Origin of the sequence: Massiliimalia timonensis (genome assembly GCF_900186585.1) — a bacterium.
Taxonomy (GTDB): domain Bacteria; phylum Bacillota; class Clostridia; order Oscillospirales; family Ruminococcaceae; genus Massiliimalia; species Massiliimalia timonensis.
The window spans coordinates 952,176-971,130 of record NZ_FYDD01000003.1; the positions used below are offsets into that span (position 1 = coordinate 952,176).

The 18,955-nt window shown below is 46.7% G+C and carries 24 protein-coding genes; 2 read left to right on the forward strand and 22 right to left on the reverse strand.

From position 1 onward, the window contains the following. Positions 1-55: 55 nt before the first annotated feature. Both CIB36_RS13435 and CIB36_RS06660 read left to right on the forward strand, forming a co-directional pair. Positions 56-208, forward strand: a complete 153-nt coding sequence (locus tag CIB36_RS13435) for a hypothetical protein (RefSeq protein WP_178085808.1) — start codon at positions 56-58, stop codon at positions 206-208. Between the two features lie 393 nt (positions 209-601). Next, positions 602-928: a helix-turn-helix domain-containing protein gene (locus tag CIB36_RS06660; protein ID WP_093988734.1), complete on the forward strand. Its 327-nt coding sequence runs from the start codon at positions 602-604 to the stop codon at positions 926-928. A gap of 159 nt (positions 929-1,087) precedes the next feature. On the opposite strand, the gene CIB36_RS06665 is transcribed toward CIB36_RS06660, so the two are convergent. From CIB36_RS06665 to CIB36_RS06765, 22 genes are all read right to left on the reverse strand, one after another. Then, entirely contained in the window at positions 1,088-1,714 is a 627-nt protein-coding gene (locus tag CIB36_RS06665) for a lactate utilization protein (RefSeq protein WP_093988735.1), read from the reverse strand. A 92-nt stretch (positions 1,715-1,806) separates the two neighbouring features. Next, positions 1,807-2,424, reverse strand: coding sequence for a manganese catalase family protein (locus CIB36_RS06670; protein WP_093988736.1), 618 nt, complete (start codon positions 2,422-2,424; stop codon positions 1,807-1,809). 3 nt (positions 2,425-2,427) lie between these two features. Next, complete coding sequence (locus CIB36_RS06675; RefSeq protein WP_158662607.1) at positions 2,428-2,682, reverse strand: spore coat protein CotJB; 255 nt, start codon at positions 2,680-2,682, stop codon at positions 2,428-2,430. After that, positions 2,675-2,851, reverse strand: a complete 177-nt coding sequence (locus CIB36_RS06680; RefSeq protein ID WP_093988738.1) for a spore coat associated protein CotJA — start codon at positions 2,849-2,851, stop codon at positions 2,675-2,677. The genes CIB36_RS06675 and CIB36_RS06680 overlap by 8 nt, the downstream gene beginning before the upstream one ends. A 154-nt stretch (positions 2,852-3,005) precedes the next feature. Further along, the gene (locus tag CIB36_RS06685; RefSeq protein ID WP_093988739.1) at positions 3,006-3,242 is read right to left on the reverse strand and encodes a hypothetical protein; all 237 of its coding nucleotides are present in this window, start codon (positions 3,240-3,242) and stop codon (positions 3,006-3,008) included. A 15-nt stretch (positions 3,243-3,257) separates the two neighbouring features. After that, the gene (locus CIB36_RS06690; protein ID WP_093988740.1) at positions 3,258-4,268 is read right to left on the reverse strand and encodes an SDR family oxidoreductase; all 1,011 of its coding nucleotides are present in this window, start codon (positions 4,266-4,268) and stop codon (positions 3,258-3,260) included. 329 nt (positions 4,269-4,597) lie between these two features. Next, positions 4,598-6,079 carry a polysaccharide deacetylase family protein gene (locus CIB36_RS06695; protein WP_158662608.1) on the reverse strand — a complete coding sequence of 494 codons (1,482 nt, stop codon included), beginning with the start codon at positions 6,077-6,079 and terminating at the stop codon, positions 4,598-4,600. 151 nt (positions 6,080-6,230) lie between these two features. Further along, positions 6,231-6,551, reverse strand: a complete 321-nt coding sequence (locus CIB36_RS06700) for a cell division protein SepF (RefSeq protein ID WP_093988742.1) — start codon at positions 6,549-6,551, stop codon at positions 6,231-6,233. Between the two features lie 179 nt (positions 6,552-6,730). Further along, positions 6,731-7,345 (reverse strand): V-type ATP synthase subunit D, encoded by a 615-nt coding sequence (locus CIB36_RS06705; RefSeq protein WP_093988743.1) that lies wholly within the window; start codon positions 7,343-7,345, stop codon positions 6,731-6,733. Positions 7,346-7,367: 22 nt separating this feature from the next. Beyond that, entirely contained in the window at positions 7,368-8,777 is a 1,410-nt protein-coding gene (locus tag CIB36_RS06710; protein ID WP_093989019.1) for a V-type ATP synthase subunit B, read from the reverse strand. 20 nt (positions 8,778-8,797) lie between these two features. Continuing rightward, positions 8,798-10,507, reverse strand: a complete 1,710-nt coding sequence (locus CIB36_RS06715; protein ID WP_229408217.1) for a V-type ATP synthase subunit A — start codon at positions 10,505-10,507, stop codon at positions 8,798-8,800. Positions 10,508-10,594: 87 nt separating this feature from the next. Continuing rightward, positions 10,595-11,194 carry a V-type ATP synthase subunit E gene (locus CIB36_RS06720; RefSeq protein ID WP_093988745.1) on the reverse strand — a complete coding sequence of 200 codons (600 nt, stop codon included), beginning with the start codon at positions 11,192-11,194 and terminating at the stop codon, positions 10,595-10,597. 27 nt (positions 11,195-11,221) lie between these two features. Further along, positions 11,222-11,530, reverse strand: a complete 309-nt coding sequence (locus tag CIB36_RS06725; protein WP_093988746.1) for a V-type ATP synthase subunit F — start codon at positions 11,528-11,530, stop codon at positions 11,222-11,224. Positions 11,531-11,576: 46 nt separating this feature from the next. Further along, entirely contained in the window at positions 11,577-12,005 is a 429-nt protein-coding gene (locus CIB36_RS06730; RefSeq protein WP_093988747.1) for an ATP synthase subunit C, read from the reverse strand. Positions 12,006-12,067: 62 nt separating this feature from the next. Then, the gene (locus CIB36_RS06735) at positions 12,068-14,014 is read right to left on the reverse strand and encodes a V-type ATP synthase subunit I (RefSeq protein ID WP_093988748.1); all 1,947 of its coding nucleotides are present in this window, start codon (positions 14,012-14,014) and stop codon (positions 12,068-12,070) included. A gap of 25 nt (positions 14,015-14,039) precedes the next feature. Next, the gene (locus CIB36_RS06740) at positions 14,040-15,083 is read right to left on the reverse strand and encodes a V-type ATPase subunit (RefSeq protein WP_093988749.1); all 1,044 of its coding nucleotides are present in this window, start codon (positions 15,081-15,083) and stop codon (positions 14,040-14,042) included. A gap of 15 nt (positions 15,084-15,098) precedes the next feature. Then, a complete protein-coding gene (locus CIB36_RS06745) occupies positions 15,099-15,428 on the reverse strand; it encodes a hypothetical protein (RefSeq protein ID WP_093988750.1) in 330 nt (109 codons plus the stop codon). A 259-nt stretch (positions 15,429-15,687) separates the two neighbouring features. After that, positions 15,688-16,368, reverse strand: a complete 681-nt coding sequence (locus tag CIB36_RS06750; RefSeq protein ID WP_093988751.1) for an HD domain-containing protein — start codon at positions 16,366-16,368, stop codon at positions 15,688-15,690. A gap of 15 nt (positions 16,369-16,383) precedes the next feature. Then, a complete protein-coding gene (locus tag CIB36_RS06755; RefSeq protein ID WP_093988752.1) occupies positions 16,384-16,668 on the reverse strand; it encodes a hypothetical protein in 285 nt (94 codons plus the stop codon). Further along, entirely contained in the window at positions 16,669-16,836 is a 168-nt protein-coding gene (locus CIB36_RS13260) for a hypothetical protein (RefSeq protein ID WP_158662609.1), read from the reverse strand. 14 nt (positions 16,837-16,850) lie between these two features. After that, positions 16,851-18,209: an aldehyde dehydrogenase gene (locus CIB36_RS06760; protein ID WP_324612363.1), complete on the reverse strand. Its 1,359-nt coding sequence runs from the start codon at positions 18,207-18,209 to the stop codon at positions 16,851-16,853. 13 nt (positions 18,210-18,222) lie between these two features. Beyond that, positions 18,223-18,906: a lysoplasmalogenase family protein gene (locus tag CIB36_RS06765; RefSeq protein ID WP_093988753.1), complete on the reverse strand. Its 684-nt coding sequence runs from the start codon at positions 18,904-18,906 to the stop codon at positions 18,223-18,225. Positions 18,907-18,955 lie beyond the last annotated feature (49 nt).

Here is an 18,955-nt window from a genome sequence, read left to right on the forward strand (position 1 = left end):
AGGGATATTTTTCTATATTTTGGGAATGTTAACGGTAAAAAAGAGGTGTAAATCCATGTCAACTATCGGCCCAAAAATCAAATCACAGTTTGAATCCCTGTCCGAAGAACTAAAACAGGAGATCCTTTCCCGTGATGTTACCCTAAATTCTCTAACTGACCTGATCAAAGTCTTGGAAAAGATCGTAGATGAAGGTGAAAATCAATAACCCCTCAGTGACAGAAAAAAGCAGGCGCTAATGATAAAAAGCTCCTGCTTTTTTCTTCTCATCTATACTTATACTCTGGAACAAAATAGCTATTTCTAATAATTCCCAATTATATTCCCCCTTCCATTTCTGCACGTATTCTAATATTTCTCAGCCCAGAATACCGCTATTTTTCATGTACATTGGGAAAAAATACCCTATCTTTTTCGTTGTATTTCCAAAGGGTTTGTGATACACTAAGATTACCGAGTTATTACAGTGAAAATACGAAACTATCGGTTTTCCTAGCCACGAATACATTGTATTATGATTTTTTAAAATAGTTAATTGATTTATCTCGATTTTCCGAAATAAATATCATTTTGTATCCTTGCACAAAAGAGGTGTAAAAAAATGTACGAAATATTTGAAAAACTTTTAAAGGAACGAGGGATTACCGCATACCGTGTGTCAAAAGACACTGGTATCTCCACTGCTACGCTCACTGACTGGAAAAAAGGCAGGAGTTCTCCAAAATCAGATAAGCTTCAAAAAATCGCTGATTATTTCCATGTTTCTGTAGATTACCTCTTGGGCCAGAAACAAAAAAATATCCCCGCTGATGAATCCAGCGAAGATTTGAAAAAAATAGAAAAGTTAATGAACCAACTTACCCCTGAAAACCGTAATAAGGCTATGGACTATATCGACCTTTTACTGAACTCTCAAGATAAAAAATAATTTTCTTTCTACACTTTATGAAACGCTTTTGATCTTGTTTAGGAATCGCCTTTTCCGTTTGTTTATAGTTGTTCTTACACTGCTGATGTTGGACTGTAGGCATTACTTTTTTTATTTACCAAATATCCCCATCAAAAATTTGATGGGGATATTTGGTCCTTAATAGCCATATTCCTCGCCGATAATAATAACTTTAATGCGGTCCTTTACGCGCTGCTTTCCCAAAAAGGTATAGGAACAGCAAATCCGGTCTTCCGACATACATTCCATACATACTCCTGTCTTGGCACAAGGAGTATTCATATGAAGACGCTGCGCATTTTTGGGAGCAGCGATCTTTTTGACCCGTTCTTCTGCTTCTTCTTTACTTTCTACGATTTTGTTCACTCCAACGATCACCAAAACACTTTTGGGTCCAAAAATCATTGCCGCGACGCGGTTTCCGTTTCCATCCACATTATAAAGCCAACCGTTTTTAGTTAAAGCATTGGTGCTGGTCACATATACGTCACTGCAAAAAGCGCGGCGGAAAATGCACTGAACATCCGCCCCTTCCAGATCGCGGTCCAAAAATTCGATTTTCCCGTTTTCCCCAAGCCCTTTCAGATAATCATAGGTCCCGGTTTCTTTCAAGGTCATCGAACCACCAAAGGTTACTGTATCGCCTTGATTTATGTACCCAGCCAATATCTTTTTTAGCTCTTCTTTGTTTTCAACATATACCGCCGTCATATTATTGCGGCGCAAATTTTCCATGGTCGTCTGAATCAATGCATTTCGTTCCATTTTATCATCTCCCTTGTTTGTCCATTATAACACGTTTATACCCTCTTTTCCAGTAGATCTGCAAAGAAAAGGGGAAGATGCTCCCCTTTTCTTTAACGGCGCCGTCTTGGCTTTTGGCAGTCAAATGCCGGATTGAATGCATAAAAGTTTTTCGAATCCAGTTTTTCATTAACAAGGGACAAGGCTTCACCAAAACGCTGGAAGTGTACGATTTCGCGCTCTCTCAAAAACCTAATCGGGTCGCGAACTTCTGGATCGTCCACCATTCTTAAAATATTATCGTAACTAAGCCGTGCCTTTTGTTCCGCAGCCAGATCTTCCGATAAATCTGCTATGACATCTCCGGTAGAAGCAAATGTTTCCGCTGAAAATGGTGTTCCGCTTGCGAATTGCGGGTAGATCCCCGCCGTATGATCCACAAAATATGTGTCAAAACCGCTGTCTTTAATTTCTTTGATGCTCATTCCCTTAGTAAGTTGATACAAAATTGCAGAAATTATTTCCATGTGTGCAAGTTCTTCCGTACCAACATCGGTCAATGTGCCGCGAACCTCTCCGTAAGGCATACTATAGCGTTGGTGTAGGTATCTCATGGAAGCGCCTAATTCCCCGTGCGGCCCTCCCAGCTGGGAAATGATCACCTTTGCCAATGCCGGATTTGGATTTTTTATATCTACCGGATATTCTAACCTTTTCTCATAACTCCACATATCTTAGCCCTCACTGTTATCCCATGGCCACGGATTATCTACCCAGTCCCATGTGTCGCTGTTTTTTGGTTCATATCTGGATACCGTGCCAAATCTTCGGGTAAACTCTGTTTGTGTTTCCTGTTTTAAAGCCAAGTACTTATGATAATAGGCCAGCGCCTCTTTATCATTTGGGTGGGTGTCTAAAAACAGCCCCACCTCCGTCAGCACAAAATCACAGACCTGTAAACGCTTTAAAAGCATTGCCCGGCTATTCATCACAAGCCTCCTCTCCAATGAACGGCTTATCCAGCTGTGCAAAAATTGTGCCCCGCTGTAACCCGATCTCAGAGGAATAAATGTCCTGCCATTTCTGCCATGGTACATAGGCCATCGCTAAAGGCAGGCTTTGGAGCTGGAAGTTTTCTCTGTTAAACCTTTCATCCATCTCGCGTTCTTCCTTTCACTCAATATTGCAGGGGAGAAAAAGGAATTTTCCTTTCCTTCTTATCTTATGAAAGAGTCTTTTAAAGCGTTCTTTTCGTTTTCTTTATCTATATAGAAATGAAAAAGTGCACTGGCAATTTTGCCAGTGCACTTTTTCAGATAGATGCATAGACGGTATCCAACCATTTCCGCATCAACTCAAAACCATCTTTAGAAATCGGAAATTCCTGCTCCTGCCATACTTCAGATTTTTCCAAGCAGAAACGACCCATCCAAGTTTTCACCCGCATCACTTCTCCGTCGGGAAGGATCTTAAAATTAAAATCACCCTTACTGCCGCTGAAAATATTACGGGCTTCAAAATATTCATATCCGGGAACTTCTATTACCATTGATATCCTACCACCTTACTGAAACGCAGCAATTACCTGCTGTTTTGCCCTTTCCTGTGCGTCAATTACAAGATCGCACCAACGGTCAAAATCCGGATCAACGACCTGCTTTTCAGGATGCGCCAGATAATATGCCACCACCTCACGATAGCCCTCCGAGAAAGGAATCGTACAGCAAAAACCTGGAACCAGCGCCTTTATTTTGCTGTTATCCAAAATAATATTGTTTGACTTATCCCCCACAAACGCGCCGCGAAGGTCCCATTTCGGGGATGTTTCCGCCAAAAAATCACTGGATACATGGACGATTTGAGGTGTTACATGCAGGATATTTCCAATGATCTGGTATATCTGATCCCAAGTCAACGCTTCATCCGATGTAATATGTACTGCATGACCGACCGTATGCACGTTCCCCATCAGCCCGACAAAGCCTTTGGCAAAATCAGCGCTGTGTGTCAACGTCCAAAAAGTAGTGCCATCCCCTTGTACAATGACAGGCTTCCCTTTGCGCATACGGTCAATCACTGTCCAGTTTTCTACTACCAATGATTTTTCTCCGTAAGTGTGGCTGGGACGGACGATCGTCACCGGGAAATGATCCTCCCGGTAATGCTTCATCAGGCATTCTTCACAGGCGATCTTGTCCCTGGAATACTGCCAGTACGGATTGCATAACGGGGTACTCTCTGTAATAGGGGTGCCCAGGCATGGTTTTTGATACGCCGATGCGGAGCTAATGAAAATATACTGTTTCGTTTTTCCGGCAAACAACCGGTAATCGCGCTCTACCTCTTCCTCTGTAAAAGCGATAAAATCAACGACCACATCAAACGTCTGTCCCTGCAACAGCGTTTGGATGCTTCCCTCATCATGGATGTCACCAATAAGTACCTGAACTCCTTGAGGCAAATCCCCGTTATGGGTCCCCCGGTTCAAGACACAAAGCTCTCCTCCCTGTTTTACAAACAGTTTTGTCACCTCAGTACTGATCGTACCGGTTCCTCCAATAAACAACGCTTTCATACCATTTCCTCCCTATCGTAATCTTTTATCTCTTTTTCTCCCGATCAAGCTTCCCGCATGTACCGTAAACAACAGCATGGCGCCATGAAAGAGGAGACATGCCCTCCCCAATAGATCGCTTAAAGCGGTATCATTGGTGAGCAGCCGGATGCCGCTATGAAACAAAGGCGAGTTTTGCAAAATATTGCTGATACTCCTAAAAACCGGACCGCTCAAGGCCCCCGCACCTGAAAAAATAATGAGAATTAGTTCCGAAGAACACTTTTTTTAAGTATAACACAAGGCCGCCCGAAACACAATCGCCTCGGACGGCCAAAACAGCTTTTTTATCATTTTTTAGAAGCCCTGTAATATACAGAACCATCCTTCATTTCAATCCCACGTGCAGACATCAATTCCTGCACCGTCACCAACTGGTAGCCCTGTTCATGCAGCAGTGGGATCACTTCTTCACATGCTTCAGCCGTAGTAGGATAAAGTTCATGCATCAGGATAATATCTCCATCCTTTACCTTATCGGTGATCTCCTTGACAATGCTGTCCTTATTCTTGGTTTTCCAGTCCAGTGTATCAATAGACCAAGTTACCATCGGCTTGTCCACCGATCGTTTGACTGTGTCGTTCACCGCGCCAAACGGCGGACGCACTGTGGTAGCTCCCACGCCAATAAATTTTTTCAGCCTTTCATCGGTCCTATCCAACTGGGCAGAAATCTGATCCGGCGTCAGTTTCGTCAGATTTGGATGGTCATAGGTGTGGCTGGAGATTTCGCACCCCATTTCATAGGCGCGCTGAATCACTTTGGCTGTCTGCCCATTGATACGGTTCCCTACATAGAAAAAGGTGGCTCGTCCGTCGGCTTTTTCCAATGCGTCTAAAATCCGGTTCCCCACCGGAGAATAAGGCCCGTCATCAAAGGTCAGTGCAACCATCGGCCTTTTTTTATCTATCTCCCGGTCAGGTACAAAAGGCTTGTGATAATCGGCAATATTCAAATTCATATACCCGATCAAATCCTCATAGGGAACTGACACCTGCAAAACACCTTTTGAAACATCAAACAACTGGCCTGCGTCAAAGTATACGGTAACACTGTCCTCCCCATAGCTGATTCTCTGGTAAGCATTCCAAACGGCGTCTGAAGCAGCTTGAAATTCTTCATTTTCCGTCAAAGCTTTCAAATCTTCTTGTTTGGAAAAGTAATCCCTGACAAACCGGGACATAAATTTAGGATAAGAATCCTTAAACACTTCCTGGATATCAATACTTTTTTTCGCCTTTAGATCATATAAACAGGTGCTGATCTGTTCCTGTGCCGGAGCGCCGTCTTCAAACTCTTGAATGATATGATAGACCACCGTCATATATTGACTGCCGCAGGGAACAATATTAAAATCCAGCGTAACAGTTGTTTTTACACGGTCCTCCTGCTGAAAAGCCTTCTGAATGGAAGATACCAGAAGATCGGTGTCCTCCTTTAACAGGGTCTTCATATCCCCATCTTCCATAGTCGGGTATCGGATACCAAGCACATAATTTTTCTCAAATTTAATCACCGATTCGATTCCATACCCCTCAGGAACTTTTTCCTCCTGAAAACGGAAGTTGGCGATCTGCACTGCCGGTTTCGCATTCAAGGGCTGGATGGTACGGGTCTTTCCCAAATGTATTCCAGACTTCCATGCAAATACCAAAACCCCAAAACAAAGCACCGCTAAAATAACACCGCACACAACAGCCATAATCTCCCGGCGTCTGTTGTATCTCAAAAACCGGTCACGGTCCGTTTGATAATCAAATACTTTCATCATCTTCATCTCTCATTTTCCGACAAGTTTCTCTTTTATGCTTCTGATTATACCAAAGGAAAATGGGTACTACAATGAAAAAACGGGATTGTCATTCTTCTTTCGGAAACTGTAATACAAACGTCATTTTTTTCTCATTACATTGTCACTGGTTTTAACCTTCCCGTAAACTATTTTCAGCTTCATAAGTTAAGCCGGTTTCATACGGCGCCAAAAAAATAATCTCTGAAGAAGCCCTGACAATAGAACTACCCGTGGTATAAGCGAAGCCCCGCAAAAAATCAAGCAATCGCTGTTCCAGCTCCGGGCTGACTGTTTCTGTGTTCATCAATACACAGCGTCCCTTACGCAGATGCTCAGCAATATTCACTGCATCTACCAAATCTTCCGGCTCTAAAAGCATCATTTGAAATGTAACCGGTTCTTCCCTAATTTCCCCAATCTCTTCATACTGGTATTTTCTTGCTAAACTCATCTGCCATTCCCCTTCCCGCAATCTTTATTTTTAGATATTCATAGATAATATATTCTATGTTAATATTAACCTTTTTATCCTAAAAATTCAAGAAAATTCGCCATTATTCACAGTTTCTTTTCAAATTCCCGCAATATAACAAAAAAAGACAGGTTTTTCCCCTGTCTTTCCTGCATCATTTATCTTCCTGCCTTTTGCCGTTTGATCACTTTTAAGCGGCTGAACTCCTCGCGTTCTTTTTCCTCCAAAGAATCCGTGATCATTTTAATAGTCGATTCAAACTGCGGAATAATGATATTGTGCAGCGCGTTGGCACGGCGCTGTGTCTTTTTGATCTCATTCGCAAGGCGGCATACGCTGTTTTCCACCTCGGCCAAAACGATCGTTAGTTCCTTTGCCCGCTGGAAGCTGGCGTACGCCAAGTCAAACTGGGAGTTTGTATCCATAAAGCCGTAGGCTCTGGAAGGCAGTGTGGATTCCAAAGTGACTTTTGGGATTTCCACCCCCATGACACTGCGGTAGGTGATATGCACGCCATGTTCCACGTCAATGCCGCCCGCGATGTTATCAATTACGCCCATAGTGATATTGGCTGCCTGCAAAGCGCGGTAAGCTTTGGCATAAGTATCCTCGATCTCCCCGCGGATCGATTTTGCCTGATCCACCAGGGAAACCATCTCGCGGATCAAAATATTTCGTTTCCGGTCCATCAAGTCATAGCCGAGCTTTGCCAAGCTCAAAGACTTTTTGGTATTGATCAGGTTCCCCTTGGTGGGGAATACCGGCATTGCCATGCAAAGCCCTCCTTGCTAAGGTTTAATATCTTTTCCGTTTGCGGAACCGTTCAGAACGGCTGGAATCATAGAACTGGAACAAAAGCTCCGTATCGATCCGGTCAAGTTCTTCTTTCGGCAGCAAGCAAAGCAGATCCCATCCCAAATCCAAGGTTTGGTCAATGGTACGGTCTTCGTTTTCGCCTTGGTTGATAAAGTGCTGTTCAAACTGCCGCCCGAATTCCAGATAGGATTTATCTGTTGGAGAAAGTTCCTCCTCCCCAATAACAGAAGCCAGCGCCCGGGCATCGCTCACCTTTGCATAGCAGGCAAACAACTGGTTCGCTACCGATTGATGGTCGGCCCGGGTGTACCCTTCCCCAATGCCATCCTTCATCAGACGGGACAACGACGGCAGTACAGAAACCGGCGGATACACACCTGCCTGGGCAAGCGCTTTATCCAAAACGATCTGCCCCTCGGTAATGTACCCGGTTAAATCGGGAATAGGATGGGTGATGTCGCCGTTGGGCATGGTCAAAATCGGGATCTGGGTCACCGAGCCCTTTGCTCCCTGAATGACTCCCGCGCGTTCGTACAAAGAGGCCAGATCGGAATACAGGTACCCCGGATACCCCTTTCTGCCCGGGATCTCCCCTTTGGAGGAGGAGAACTCACGCACCGCTTCCGCGTAAGAGGTCATGTCAGTCAGGATCACCAAAATATGCATATCGTGCCGGAACGCCAAATACTCCGCAGCAGTCAGCGCGCAGCGGGGCGTCAGGATACGCTCAATGATCGGGTCATTAGAAAGGTTCATAAACATTACGACCCGTTCCAGTACTCCACTTTCCTCAAAACGCGCCTTAAAGTAATCCGCCACGTCATTGGTGACCCCCATTGCCGCAAATACAATTCCAAATCCCTGCCCGGCCTCATCGGCAATTTTTGCCTGCCGTACCAGCTGGGCGGCCAGCTTGTTGTGGCTTAAACCGGAATCGGAAAAGATCGGCAGCTTCTGCCCCCGGATCAGAGTCATCAGCGCGTCAATGGAAGAGATTCCCGTCCGGATGTAGTTTCTCGGATACACTCGTGACACTGGGTTGATCGGTTTACCGTTAATATCCGCAAAGCTGTCCGGATAAATGTCGCCCAGCCCGTCGATCGGTTTGCCGGCACCGTTAAAAATCCGGCCCAGTAATTCCTTGGACAAAGGCAATTCCATCGGTTTTCCGGTAAAACGGGCAGTCGTGTTGTTTAGGGAAAGCTCATTGGTCCCTTCAAAAATCTGGACAACTACCCGTTCCCCCTCGATTTCCACAACGCGCCCCAAGCGGGTGGCGCCGTTGTCCAGCTTTAATTCTACCAGTTCGTCAAAGGAAGCGTCTGGAATATTGTCCAGCACGACCAGAGAACCGTTGATTTCATTCAGTCCTTTATATTGCAAGGAAATCGCCATTTTTCTCTGCCCCCTTAACGATCGCTTTGTTGGATCACCGAATCAATTTCCCGGTAGTATTCGTCGAATTTTTCCAGTTCCTGATTCGGGATGTCATACTTCATACGGTTTAGTTTGTCGAAAATCCCTGTGGAAACAATGTTAGAAAGCGGGATGCTCCTGCTTACCAGCTCCGAAGCCTTGTCATAAAGATACAAAATCACCTTCATCATATGATGCTGCTTGACAAGCGGTACATAAGTGTCGTCCTTATGGAACGCGTTCTGCTGCAAAAAGCCGACGCGGATCACCTTTGCGATCTCAATCACAAGCTTTTGGTCGTCTGGCAGGACATCTGCGCCGATCAGCTTTACAATTTCCATCAGGTTGGCCTCTTCTGCCAGCAGTGCGGTGATCCGCTGCTTCATCGGCATAAAGTCCGGCCCGATCTCCTGTTTATAAAAGTCGATAAAATCATCGTCATATTCGCTGTAGCTGGTCATCCAGTTGATCGCCGGATAATGCCGCGCGTAGGCAAGCGTTTTATCCAGCGCCCAGAAACAGCGGACAAACCGCTTGGTGTTCTGGGTAACCGGCTCCGAAAAGTCCGCCCCCTGCGGGGAAACCGCCCCTATAATGGTGACAGAGCCTTCCGTCCCATTCAAGTTTTCCATATAGCCGGCCCGTTCATAAAACGCGGACAACCGGGACGGCAGGTAAGCCGGGAAACCTTCTTCCGCAGGCATTTCCTCCAAACGGCCGGAAATCTCACGCAGCGCCTCCGCCCAACGGGAGGTGGAATCCGCCATAATAGCAACATGGTACCCCATATCCCGATAGTATTCCGCCAGAGTGATCCCTGTGTAAATAGAAGCCTCTCGGGCTGCCACCGGCATGTTGGAGGTATTCGCAATCAAAGTTGTACGGTCGGTCAAGGCCTTGCCGGTACGCGGATCCACCAATTCGGAAAATTCCTCCAAAACCTGGGTCATTTCGTTGCCGCGCTCTCCGCAGCCGATATAAACGATAATATCCGCATCGCACCATTTCGCCAGCTGATGCTGGGTCATGGTTTTCCCGGTGCCGAATCCTCCCGGAATGGCCGCTGTCCCGCCCTTTGCAATGGGGAACATCGCGTCGATGATGCGCTGCCCTGTAATCAGCGGACGGCTGATCGGTTTACGGTTTTTTACCGGCCGCGGGGTCCGGATCGGCCATCTCTGGCACAGGGTCAGCTCATGCTCCTTACCGTGGCCGTCACGGATGACCACGACCGTATCGTTCACTGTGTAAGGCCCGTTTTCCGCTACCCGCACCACTTCACCGCTCAACAGCGGGGAAAGCATACATTTGTGAGTGATCAGCGCGGTTTCCGGACATGTGGCGTACACATCGCCGCCCGTAAGCCGGTCCCCGGGTTTTACAGTAATCGTTACATCATATTTATTTGTAAGGTCCAGCGCCGGAATATCAGAGCCAATTCCAATAAAGGCGCCCTCTCCCGCCGCCATGCTGCGCAGCGGGCGCTCGATCCCGTCAAAGATGTTGGATAAGATCCCAGGCCCTAAGGTAGCGCATAACGGCGACCCGGTAGAGTATACTGGTTCCCCGGGCTTTAGCCCGGTGGTGCTTTCATAAACCTGAATGGTCGTTTCCTCGTCGTTGACGGAAATGATTTCGCCGATGATCTTCTGATGCCCGACATAAACCATCTCCAGCATGGAAAAGTCCTTGGTTCCCCTCATCTTAACAACAGGACCATTGATCGAATAGATCGTATTTGCCAATGCATTCACCCCAATTCAGTTGGTTACTGTTCCAGAAACCCAGCGTTAATATTCAATCGTCAGGCCACAAGTACTGTAAAATTTTTCTTTTTGCGCTTTCAGCACCTCGGCAAAGGTTTCATCAGCCATTACTCCGTGTTCCCGGCTCAACAGTATAAAGCCGCCCAAACGGTTTTCCGGGTCGGCCTCCACCGTCACTTGGCCCGGAAGAATCCGCTGTAACGTCTCAGAAAAACGCAGGTCTTCCTCTTTTACAAGCACACAGACTGGCTTGTATGGGAACTGGGTGACCGCGGCAGAGATCTGCGACGCCAAATATTCAGCATAAGCCTCTGTCTGGGAAAATGCGGCCAAGCGCTCTCTAACTTCGTCAAACACCCGGTCTGTCAACTGGTTGCGAAACTGCACCAGCCCGCGCTTTTGATCCAGCTCATACTTTGTCACCGACTGCTTGTGCTTGGATTTGATCATCTGGACCTGTTCCTGCATATAGCCAAACATCCGGTTATATTCTTCTTCTTTGGCCTGTTTCAGTTGGGCGGCGCGGTATTCATCCGCTTCCTTTTCCAACTGTTCAATTTTATGTTCAGCCTCTTCGTCGACTGCACGCGCAAAGGCAGACAGCTTGTCTTGATTAAAACTCATTTTCTGATTCCCCTTTACAAAGCTGTATTACAGCTCAATCCCGATCGCGTCACGCACATAATTTGAAATGTTTTCACTGATTTTCGCGTTGCCGTGACGGTCTGGAATCTCCACAATCAACGGCTGCTTTACATTGAGTTTCAGCTCATAAATATCGTGGTAGCACAGCTTTACAAGCTTTTCTGAAACCAAAATGATCCCGATCTCAGAATCCTTCAACGCGTTGTCCACCGCCTCACGGACTTCATCCGCTTCGTGAACCACTACGCCTTCAATGCCTGCCAAACGCATCCCCATCTGCGTGTCGATATTATCGCTGATACAGAAAAATTTCATATGCCCCTCCTGCTCTTCCACGACCGACTGTTCTTTCATCCCATTATCAGGTGAACAGGATCATAAAGGAGATAACTAATCCATAAATCGCGATCCCTTCGCCCATAACAACGAAGATCATCGCTTTCCCAAATGCTTTCGGGTCTTCGCTGCATGCACCGATCGCAGCCGGGGCCGCATTTCCTACTGCAACGCCGGCACCGATGCAGGAAAGCCCGGTGGCCAAGGCCGCGCCCAGGTATTTGATTCCTTCCCCGGTGGACAGCGCGCCGGCGACGCCATCAGCCGCAGCAGCAGAAACGAATCCGCCCAGCGGCAGGATCAGCATCAACAGGATCAACCCGCCAAACGCACATAAATTAAACCAAATGGCATGTTTTGCTTTTTTCCCAGTCGTAATTCCTGCATACACCGGAATCAGCGGAGCCATCAGCATCGCAATGGCAACCAAAGGCAATAACAGATATAACAACATAAAAAAGCCTCCTCTTTTAAGTATTTATTCTGTCAGGGGGATGTGTTTCCCCCTGTCAAAAACTATTTTTCTTCCTCTTTGGAATAATTGATTTTTACCGGATGATAAGGTTTCCCCTTACTTTCATAGAACCGGCTAAAGGTTTCATAATAAACAAGGCGCAATACCTGGATCCCAACGATCAGCCCCTCCAGCGCCATAACGAACGCGTTTCCAAGCACGATCACGATCGGGCTTCCAAACGAACCCGCCATATGCGCAAAGGTCATCACTACCAGCATCAGTGCCGCATGGCTCAACACAAAGCCGCCCACCCGCAGGAAAGAAAGGGTGTTCGTGCAATAACTCAGCAGGACATCAAATATTTCAAAAGACGCGTCTACCACGCTGAATTTTTCTTTTTCAGCGTTCTTGCGCCTGCGGTTTTTCACTTTTTCTCCCAACGGTTCATGGAAAAAGATCAGCACCAACGGCAGTACGATCACCAATAGGATAAACACCGGGTTGAAAACATTGACTTTGAACAGCACCAACAAAGCCGCCGCGCCGACAATCCCGCAGTAAAACAAAAGCCCCGCGATCCCGTTACTGGAAAACAATGCCTTGCCATAGTCCTTTTTCCGCAGCCCAGTGACGATGTTGATAAGCATAGCCGCCACAACGATAACTACCCCGATCGCAAGGGAAATGATCAAAAGCATGGTCGAGGTATTGGAGTCCAGCACATCCAACGGGAAAATATCTCCCAGCCCAACCGCCTCAAACAATGGCTTGAACGATCCTTCTATTCCAAAGAAAGACCCGTACAGCAAGCCAAAGAACATGCTGGCAATCCCACAGCGCATCAGCGCCTGCCCCAGCACCATCTTTTTCCACTTCCAAATCAAAAGCCCGAACAGGATCACACAAATCCCCTGTCCAAAGTCGCCGAACATCATGCCAAACAGCAGCACATAAATAAATCCCACAAAGCTGGTCGGGTTGAAGTCATAGTATCCCGGCAGGCCATACATGGTAATAAACATCTCGAACGGCTTGAAAAAGCGGTTGGTACGAAGCTGCACCGGCGGCTCCACTTTCATTTCCGGACGGACTTGCTCCTGCTCGCACAGCACATGATCCAAGTCGTCAAACAAGGCTGTGAATTCCTTCACTTTTCTGGTTGGAACAAATCCCTCTAAATAAAAACGATTCCCAGAAGAGGTGGCGTATCTGCGGTAAGAAAAGGTATCGTGCAGCATCTTAGCTTTGGCATAGATCTCGTCAACCGTTTTCGCTTCCCGTTCCCGGATCGCATCCACCTGCCCGTCGCAACGGCGGATCGCTTCTTCCTCAATCTGAATTTGCGTCTGTAACGCTTCGATCGCAAGCTGAGGCGTTTCATGTGCATATTCAGAAATGTCGATCGTTTCAAAATACAGGGAAGCAAACAACTGGTCGATGTCCTCGATCTCGGTATTCGCCGCCAGATAAAAGCCCCAGTAATAATCCTCATCGTGGTCAAAATCAAAAAAGAAAAAGCTCCTGTTAGAAAAATAATCCAGCTTCAGGTAACTATCCACCGGCAGTTTTCCAAAACGCGTAGTGGAGTTCTGGGAGTTAATAAGATCCGTAAAGCGAATATTCAACCCATCCAGGTGCCTGACCTGCGCTAATGCCTGCTTGTGGTCAGTCAGCCGGTCCTTTAATTCTGTCTTGTGCTGTTTGATTCCCAGCAGCTCTTCTTTCAACCGTCCCAAATATACAGGGACTTCCTCCTTTTTCATAGAAAGGCTGGTGTAATCATAATACTTCGTCTCCAGTGAGAGCTCGCTCATTACGTCTGTAACAGCTTGAAGGATATCCCCGTAAGGGTTTTCCTCCCTGATCGGAGCAAAGCCCCGTCCAGCTGCTGTTTTTCCCGGAAGTTCAACATGGAACACGCCGCTGTTACAGCAGCGTACCAAGGTTGTATCCAGTGATTGTATTGCACCAACTATGTGCACCAGGCTCATTTTTTCAATTGCCATTTCATCACCGCCCTTTTGTGAACTGTTACATCACAAGTAACTCTTTTATTTCATTCTCCGGCAATCCGTAACGGATCCCTTCGATCACATTTACAATATTATTCAACTCTACCTGATTCAGATGAAAATACGCGTAGAATACGACCGAAACATAGGGAGAAAAGTGCAGATACCGCTTGCAAAGCGAATAATAATATCGTTTCGTATAGTCCTCGATAAACGGAAGCTGCGTCTGTTCAAACTTCGTGTGGTATTTTGTTTTAGAAAACAAATCATCCAGCGTATGTTCATCCTTTGCTTCCACCATTTCCTGAAGCTGCTCGGCATGGATTTTGTAATAATATGGGTACAGGCTGCGAACGATATCCTCCGGCGAGGCATTTAGGTACCGCTTACAGCGGAAAACGTGTTCCAAGTTTTTCAGTTCAATGTCTACCTTAACAAGCTCCAAGAGCTGTGTTTTCGCCTGACCTTTGTAATTTTTATTGATCATCGCAAAGGTCTTTCGGTAAAAATACTCATAAAATGCATGTTCACAGCCAATATAATTGATCTGCCCTTTTTCGTCGCTAGGTGCAAAACGCTTCAAAATCGCGGCGTATTCGCTGTCCCGCACTGCGTAGATCAATTCGTCAAACTTGGTAGCCCTTGCTACCGCCATCAAGTCGATCTCGGCCCGTTGGATCAAATATCCGGGCAGCTCCAATATAAAGCTTTTGGCATTTCCCGCCCTCATCAAGAGGACCATGCGCAACAGTTCGCTGATCTCCTCCTGCCGGATCACAACCTGAAACAAATCATTTCTTGTCAGCGGAAGATAGTGGTATAACTTACCGCACTGTTCAAATGCAGCCTTTCGCAGCAGGTTTTCCAGTTGTCCACGGTGAATATTGTGCTCCGACACATTGCTAAGCATCTCGCCATAATGCGTCTGGTTTTTCAAAAATGCCGCGACCTCCTGCACAGAATGGCAGCGAAGCATCTCCTGATACTGTTCCGGCGTAATATGTTTTCCATACATTGCCCGCGCTTTTGCCAGCACTGCATTATAGGCATTGCTGTTTGCCATGTTGCTCCACCCGCTTTACGAATTGGTTTTTGGGCGCCTGCCCAGCACAGAATCGGTGATCTGTGCGACCCATGTTTCTCGTTTTTCCCGATACACCTGCTCCAGCCGATCCTTTTCCTGCTCTGCACGTTCTTTGCATAACTGCATCTGCTCCTGCGCGTTAGACTTCTCTGCGGCTTCCATATCAGAAAGGTAATTCTGAGCTGATTCTTCCATTTGCTGGGAAAGCTTTTGCTTTTCCTCCAACACTTTCCGGACAGCCTCTTCTTTCCGGCGGACCGCTTCATTCAGGCGCTCGTTCGCCCGGTGATCGATCGACATAATTTGATCGAATAGTTCTTTCATGAACCGCCATCTCCTTTCTGATTGAATCATAAAAACTGTAAAAAACATCGGGAGAACAAACCATAGGTCCACCCTCCCATAAAAATCACAGTAAAATTTGCCTTTGCAGCCTTTGGGTATTTTGTCGGTCCTTTTTGGCTTAATCAAACTATAGTCACTAATTTTGCATATTTTATGAAAAAATCATGAATATAACATGAACGAGAATTTTTTTCTTTTTTCGTACAAAATTCATAATTTTTTTAAATAAATTTGTATCCTATAACAAAATAGAGCCATTGATTTCCAGCTTAAAAGTAAGCCCAAAAAAACTTGCTGCTTTCCGGCACAGCAGCATCCGGTTAAGGAAAATCTCAAAATAATCCATCACTGCACAGATCGAAGTGTCAATCTGGATCTGCAAAGAAAAGGTTTTGGCTTCCTTGTCTAAAATCGTCTGCGACTCCTCAACTGCAAAGTTTACCCGGTCGTGAATATCAAAGGTAGCAAGGTCGCTGTTCCGTACCCGGGTGCGGCGCACATCGGTTTTGTCCGCCAAAATCAGCGCCGCAGCCACCGCGTTTACCGGAAAAGCCGTCCCCTCATCGTGGTTCCCAATCGCTGTAATGACCTGGGCAATATCCTCTACCGGCATCCCCATCTTGTCTAAAATCCGGAACGCCATCATTGCCCCGCTTTGGGCGTGGTCAGTACGGTTGATCACATTTCCGATGTCATGCATGTACCCGGCGATCTTTACCAGATCACACTCCCGCTCGGAATATCCCAGCTGTTCCAGAAGTCCGCTTGCTGTTACCGCGCATTTCATAACATGCGCGAAAGAATGCTCGGTATATCCGATCGCCCGCAGCGATTGGTCCGCCTGCTGGATATACACCTTGATCTCCTCTGACTGGCGCACCTGTTCAAAGGTCACGCGCCTGCGTTTTTCTTCTTCCATATTTTCTCTGCTCCCTTATTCCATCAACGCCAGTGCGGCAAAAAATAATTCATATAAATCATCCCATCCCTCTAATGGATAGGTCGCGCCACCATTGACGCTTTTATGCAGATTACTGCAATATTCTTCTCCGGCAGCCAGCATCTCCCCCGGTGTAAGGTGAAATCCATATCTTGAAGCTGTTTCGCATAAGGCTGTCATCGGTTCCTCTGCGTGCCTGGTAGAAAGCAGCTCTTGACGAAGGCGGCAGTCTGTTCTGGCGCGCTGCAAAAGCTGCTCTAAAATTCCATTTACATCCATTTATTCCACAGCCTCTTCCTGCTCCGGAAGACAATTCTTCCAATCAGCGCCATAATATTCTGTCATCAGCCTGTCGATCGCATCGCTGGGATAACTTTTCTCCACAAAAATCTTCCACCAGTTTATCACCGACAGTTCCTTTTCTATCTTTCTAACTTCCAGATCCATCTTTAAAACTCCCTTTATTTTGTCAGCCGTTTTACCCACCGGAACATAGATTCCCGGTACGGCGGGTAACGAAACGGCATATCCAAATAACTTTTAGCCCACAAAACGCCCTTTACATGGGTAAAGGCTTCAAAACTGTAGTCCCCGTGGTATTGTCCCATTCCACTGTTTCCCACACCGCCGAACGACAGATGGTGGTTTGCAAGGTGCATGACCACATCATTGACGCATCCCCCGCCAAAAGAAACCTCTTTCATTATTTTTTGCACAAAAGTACGATCTTTGGTAAAAAGGTAAAGCGCCAAGGGCTTTGACCTTGCCTTTATTGACGCGATCATCTGCTGTGGGTCGTCATAGGCGATCACCGGCAGGACCGGCCCAAAGATCTCCTCCTGCATCGCCGGCTCGTCCCAAGACGCGTCGCAAAAAATAGTCGGCTCGATCCGGTTGGTCTTTTCATCGCTTGCCCCGCCGATTACATTGTCCCGTTCTTTGATATATCCGGTCAAGCGGTCAAAATGATGCCGATTGACTACCTTCGGATAATCAGGATTCTCCAGAGCATGTCCGTAAAGCTCTTTCACTTGATACTGCAATTCTGACACGAACGCTTTTTTGACTGACTGGTCTACCAGTACATAATCAGGGGCCACACAGGTCTGCCCTGCGTTTAAAAATTTCCCCCACGCGATCCGCTTGGCGGCTAGTTCAATAGCAGCGCTCTTATCCACAATACAGGGACTTTTGCCGCCCAGCTCTAAAACGACCGGCGTTAAGTGCTTGCTTGCCGCCTCCATTACGATCTTCCCTACCCGTTCGCTGCCGGTAAAAAAAATCAGATCGTATTTCTGCGCAAGGATCTCGTCATAACTCGCCTCATCAGGCGCACAGGAAATATATTCTTCCGGAAATGCATCTTCAAGCATGCGCCGAATGACACCGGAAACCGCAGGACTGCTTTTCGAGGACTTCAATACCGCGCAGTTTCCCCCGGCGATCGCACCTACCAGAGGTACCATTGCAAGCTGAAACGGGTAGTTCCAGGGCGACAGGATCAGTGTTACTCCAAATGGCTCCCGGTATACCCGGCTGGAAGCCGGAAAATGGGTGACGGGCGTTTTTACCCGTTTCGGCTTACACCATCGGTGCAGGGATTTCAGTGCTGTTTTGATCTCCTGCTTTACGATCTGCACTTCGGTCAAATATCCCTCATATTCCGATTTATTCAAATCCTGCTTTAACGCTTCATATAATTCGGGCTCTCTTTTCTCAATTGCCTGAAGCAGGTTTTCCAGCGATTTTCGCCGGAACGATTCCTCTTTTGTGCAGTTGGTCATAAAAAAATCATGTTGTTTTTGAACTAACTGGTTCAACGAAGTTTCCCCCTTATGATAAACTCAGCGCCAAACACATCATTCCGCCATAATAGGTCAAAAGGTTCCAAAATTTCCCGCTTGGACGGAATGGATGATAAAAAAACACAAACAGTAAAATCAGGTCGGACAGCAAAAATAAAACCGCGCCCGTTCCCAGCCACAACCCTTGCTGAGAGGAAAAAAGCAGCGCTGTCTGAACGCCTTTTCCACAGAACATGGAAACAAAAAAGGCATATGCCAAAATACAAGGGCCCATTTTCTGGACATCCATTCGTTTCAGCCTGGTCAGCCCAAACGCCGCCCCGGTCATCAATACCGGGAAGATCAGGTCTGTCCAAGAAAATGCGGTAAATTGATACAAAGAAAGCAAAAAAAGGACATGTCCCAGCAAAAACAATGACAAACCGATTAAAAACTTGCCATTGGCAGGTTTCCGGTCGTAAAGCGCCAGCCCCACATCTCCGGCAAAGCAGAATAAAAAACCCGGCAGCATCAAAGCGGGCAATACAGTCTCCCACACAAACCCAAGCTCTGCCCATGCCAAAAGCGCCATTGCCAGAAAACCCAGACTGGTGCCCGTCTTCAGCAGTACATGATACCGCTTCCATTTAGAATGGTAACAGCTTACAATCAGCATGATAAACAAACACAAATAGTATACCAGTATAACTCCTTTCGTCCAAAAAAACGCCATTAGTACTTCCGCCTCCCCTGCGCTATGTCTAAAGAAAAATCCTTTTTCT

Coding starts and splice junctions, on each gene's coding strand:
- CIB36_RS06670 (WP_093988736.1), bottom strand. CDS start 2,424: ATGTGGAGTTATGAGAAAAGGTTAGAATATCCGGTAGATATAAAAAAT.
- CIB36_RS06695 (WP_158662608.1), bottom strand. CDS start 6,079: ATGATGAAAGTATTTGATTATCAAACGGACCGTGACCGGTTTTTGAGA.
- CIB36_RS06745 (WP_093988750.1), bottom strand. CDS start 15,428: ATGAAAGAACTATTCGATCAAATTATGTCGATCGATCACCGGGCGAAC.
- CIB36_RS06700 (WP_093988742.1), bottom strand. CDS start 6,551: ATGAGTTTAGCAAGAAAATACCAGTATGAAGAGATTGGGGAAATTAGG.
- CIB36_RS06730 (WP_093988747.1), bottom strand. CDS start 12,005: ATGTTGTTATATCTGTTATTGCCTTTGGTTGCCATTGCGATGCTGATG.
- CIB36_RS06660 (WP_093988734.1), top strand. CDS start 602: ATGTACGAAATATTTGAAAAACTTTTAAAGGAACGAGGGATTACCGCA.
- CIB36_RS06755 (WP_093988752.1), bottom strand. CDS start 16,668: ATGGATGTAAATGGAATTTTAGAGCAGCTTTTGCAGCGCGCCAGAACA.
- CIB36_RS06765 (WP_093988753.1), bottom strand. CDS start 18,906: ATGGCGTTTTTTTGGACGAAAGGAGTTATACTGGTATACTATTTGTGT.
- CIB36_RS06705 (WP_093988743.1), bottom strand. CDS start 7,345: ATGGCAATGCCGGTATTCCCCACCAAGGGGAACCTGATCAATACCAAA.
- CIB36_RS06725 (WP_093988746.1), bottom strand. CDS start 11,530: ATGAAATTTTTCTGTATCAGCGATAATATCGACACGCAGATGGGGATG.
- CIB36_RS06690 (WP_093988740.1), bottom strand. CDS start 4,268: ATGAAAGCGTTGTTTATTGGAGGAACCGGTACGATCAGTACTGAGGTG.
- CIB36_RS13435 (WP_178085808.1), top strand. CDS start 56: ATGTCAACTATCGGCCCAAAAATCAAATCACAGTTTGAATCCCTGTCC.
- CIB36_RS13260 (WP_158662609.1), bottom strand. CDS start 16,836: ATGGATCTGGAAGTTAGAAAGATAGAAAAGGAACTGTCGGTGATAAAC.
- CIB36_RS06685 (WP_093988739.1), bottom strand. CDS start 3,242: ATGGTAATAGAAGTTCCCGGATATGAATATTTTGAAGCCCGTAATATT.
- CIB36_RS06715 (WP_229408217.1), bottom strand. CDS start 10,507: ATGAGGGGAACCAAGGACTTTTCCATGCTGGAGATGGTTTATGTCGGG.
- CIB36_RS06675 (WP_158662607.1), bottom strand. CDS start 2,682: ATGAATAGCCGGGCAATGCTTTTAAAGCGTTTACAGGTCTGTGATTTT.
- CIB36_RS06740 (WP_093988749.1), bottom strand. CDS start 15,083: ATGGCAAACAGCAATGCCTATAATGCAGTGCTGGCAAAAGCGCGGGCA.
- CIB36_RS06735 (WP_093988748.1), bottom strand. CDS start 14,014: ATGGCAATTGAAAAAATGAGCCTGGTGCACATAGTTGGTGCAATACAA.
- CIB36_RS06665 (WP_093988735.1), bottom strand. CDS start 1,714: ATGGAACGAAATGCATTGATTCAGACGACCATGGAAAATTTGCGCCGC.
- CIB36_RS06750 (WP_093988751.1), bottom strand. CDS start 16,368: ATGGAAGAAGAAAAACGCAGGCGCGTGACCTTTGAACAGGTGCGCCAG.
- CIB36_RS06680 (WP_093988738.1), bottom strand. CDS start 2,851: ATGGATGAAAGGTTTAACAGAGAAAACTTCCAGCTCCAAAGCCTGCCT.
- CIB36_RS06720 (WP_093988745.1), bottom strand. CDS start 11,194: ATGAGTTTTAATCAAGACAAGCTGTCTGCCTTTGCGCGTGCAGTCGAC.